Origin of the sequence: Faecousia intestinalis, assembly GCF_040096185.1 — a bacterium.
GTDB lineage: Bacteria > Bacillota > Clostridia > Oscillospirales > Oscillospiraceae > JAZOXB01.
This window is the reverse complement of sequence record NZ_JBBMFF010000018.1, coordinates 1-2,548: the sequence shown is the minus strand read 5'-3', so window position 1 is coordinate 2,548 and position 2,548 is coordinate 1. Positions and strand designations below refer to the sequence as shown.

General features: G+C 64.5%; 3 protein-coding genes. All 3 read left to right on the top strand.

Annotation, left to right across the window (positions count from 1 at the left end):
- The first annotated feature begins 341 nt into the window (after positions 1-341).
- The 3 genes from spoIIP to WMO66_RS00125 all read left to right on the top strand — a co-directional run bounded on the left by spoIIP (position 342) and on the right by WMO66_RS00125 (position 2,422).
- A complete protein-coding gene (gene spoIIP, locus WMO66_RS00135) occupies positions 342-1,262 on the top strand; it encodes a stage II sporulation protein P (protein WP_349134380.1) in 921 nt (306 codons plus the stop codon).
- Between the two features lie 111 nt (positions 1,263-1,373).
- Entirely contained in the window at positions 1,374-1,880 is a 507-nt protein-coding gene (locus WMO66_RS00130) for a hypothetical protein (protein WP_349134379.1), read from the top strand.
- Positions 1,881-1,912: 32 nt separating this feature from the next.
- Entirely contained in the window at positions 1,913-2,422 is a 510-nt protein-coding gene (locus tag WMO66_RS00125; protein ID WP_349134377.1) for a hypothetical protein, read from the top strand.
- The last annotated feature ends 126 nt before the right edge of the window (positions 2,423-2,548 follow it).

Sequence of the window (2,548 nt, the reverse complement as noted above, 5' to 3'; positions counted from 1 at the left end):
GTCATTGCGAGGAGGCCGCAGGCCGACGTGGCAATCTCGGGAAGGCACTTGCAGTCCGTACAGGCTGCCGATAATAACGTAAAAACCGATTGCGTCTGTAGCGGCGGTCACTGCGCAGCCGTTGGCGGCTCTGCCGCCTTACGGATGCGGCGTGCCCTTTACGGGTAGTGACCGCCATGGGCAGTTGCAAATTTCCGTGCACTCCCGCCGACCGCACACGCCAATGTAGGGGCCCGGCTGTCCGCTCCCTTACAATGCACGACTGTCGGCCCGGCAAAATTTCCCTCCCGCGGTTCTATTCTGCCCTCCTGCGGCATATAGATTCTGCGGGAGGGATTACCATGCAGACAAAATTCCGCCTGAGCGTGCGTTGGCTGTGCTTTGCCGTGCTGCTGGCGGCCGTTGTGGTGCGTCTGGCGGCGCAGCCGGGGCTGCGGGCGCATCTGGTCTCCGTCGCCGCGCCGACGCAGGCCGCCGAGGATGCTCCGGAGCCCGCGCAGGACGGCAGCTGGCCGACGCTGTGCTATGAGCCGCCGTCGCACGACGCGCCGGACCTGCCTGCCGTGACGATCGATAACCGCTCCGGCCTGCCGCTGGAGCCGGACGCGCTGCCGGAGGCGGCTCTCGCGCTTGATCGCGCGCAGGAGGGGCCGCTCGTCCTTATCATCCATACTCACGCCACGGAGGCCTATACCGGCAGCCCGGATTTCCATTCCACGGACCCGGAAAAGAGCGTCGTCCGCGTCGGGCAGGCCATTGCCGACGCACTGAACGCCCGCGGCATCCCGACCGTGCACGAGACGTCACTCATCGACCTCGGGAATTATAACGACGCCTACCCGCGCATGGCCGGGCTGGCGGAGGACTGGCTGGCGCGCTACCCGTCCATCCAGATGGTGCTGGACGTGCACCGCGACTCGCTCGAGACGGACGACGGCACGCAGCTGGCCCTGCGTGCGGACGTGGACGGGGAGGCCTGTGCGAAGCTTCTGCTCGTCATGGGCTCGAACGGCTCCGGGCTGGAGCATCCGGGCTGGCGGCAGAATTTGGCCAACGCCGCCCGCCTGCAGGCCCTGTGCGAGCAGCGCGCGCCCGGCCTCATGCGCGATTTGCTGCTGCGCGCCTCGCGCTATAACCAGCATCTCACGCCGCGGTCCATGCTGCTGGAGGTCGGCACGGCCGGAAATTCGCTCGAGGAGGCCCTGCGCAGCGCGGATATTTTCTCGCAGGTGCTTGCCGACTGCCTGCTCGGTAAGGCGTGACCGCAAGGATTTATCCGAAATTTAACAGTTCTTTGATAGAGAAAACGGTGCATTTCCGGTATAAAAGAGGGGCGGTCAGATGACCGTAATACGATTCAGGAGTGAAAGAACATGAAGAAGATCCTTGCCATCCTCTGCACCGTCCTGATGCTCGCGTCCCTCGCCGTGGCAGCCAGCGCAGAAGAAGCCCCCAAGACCACGACCATCACCACGACGGTCCCCTCGACCTACGTCCTCACGATCCCCGCGACCGTGGAGATCCCCTACGGCGAGAAGAACGCCACCATCGGCAGCGTGAAGGTCACCGGCCGCATCACGAACGACCAGTATGTCAAGGTCACTGCTGAGACCACGACGAACTTCTGCCTCGTGAACGACAGCGACTCCTCCGCCCGCATCAGCTATCGCCCGGAGGACATCTTCGCCTCCGCCGTCAACGGCTCCGCGCCCATTTTCCGCGGCAGAGACTTTTCGGCCAAGGAAGTCAACGGCAACGGCGGCAGCTGCCTCGTCGTCGCCCGCATCAGCGACTATGCCTGGGAGCATGCCGCTGCCGGTACTTACTCCGACACCATCACCTTCACGGCCTCTCTGGAAACGGCCAACGCCGCGGGCTGAGTCCGTGCTGACCGGGAAGGAGAGCGTAACGGATGAAAAAGAACGCAAAGCTTGCCGCGCTGGCGATTCTGGTGCTTGCCGCCGTGGCCGCGCTGTCCGTCGGCATCACGCTGGAGGTCGTGAACGCGCGGATGCCTGCCGCCTGCACCTGCAGCGGGCAGTGCCGTTCGGCCGGGACGGAAACGGCGGCTGCCGGGGATGCGCCGTCCGCGCAGCAGACAGAGCCGTCCGAAGCGGATTCCATCTCCATTCCCGGCTTCGATTTCCTGAGCCTGCAGGCGGGCGTGCAGGAGCAGAGCATGCCGCTCTATAACCCCGAGAACAATGCCTGCTATTTCCGCATCTCCCTGCTGCTGGACGGCGAGGCGCTCTGGCGCTCCGACCTGCTTGCACCGGGGCAGACCGCCCCGCAGCAGACGCTGAGCCGGGCCCTCGCGGCCGGAGAGTACAGCGCGGTCCTCAAGTACGAGTGCTTCACCGACGAGGCGGAGACCGTGCCGCTCAACGGCTCCGAGATCGCCCTCACCCTGTGCGTGCAGTAAAAAATTGCAGAAAAAAAGCAAAGACCGCAATGGTCTTTGCTTTTTACGATATGTGCGCCCGGTGAGCGCACGTTCTATAGGGTGAAAGTCCCGAGTCCGCCCGGTAGCGGGAAGGGCTAGCCAAAG

Excerpts from the sequence above, each read along its gene's own strand:
- WMO66_RS00125 (WP_349134377.1), top strand. The coding sequence starts at position 1,913 with ATGAAAAAGAACGCAAAGCTTGCCGCGCTGGCGATTCTGGTGCTTGCC.
- spoIIP (WP_349134380.1), top strand. The coding sequence starts at position 342 with ATGCAGACAAAATTCCGCCTGAGCGTGCGTTGGCTGTGCTTTGCCGTG.
- WMO66_RS00130 (WP_349134379.1), top strand. The coding sequence starts at position 1,374 with ATGAAGAAGATCCTTGCCATCCTCTGCACCGTCCTGATGCTCGCGTCC.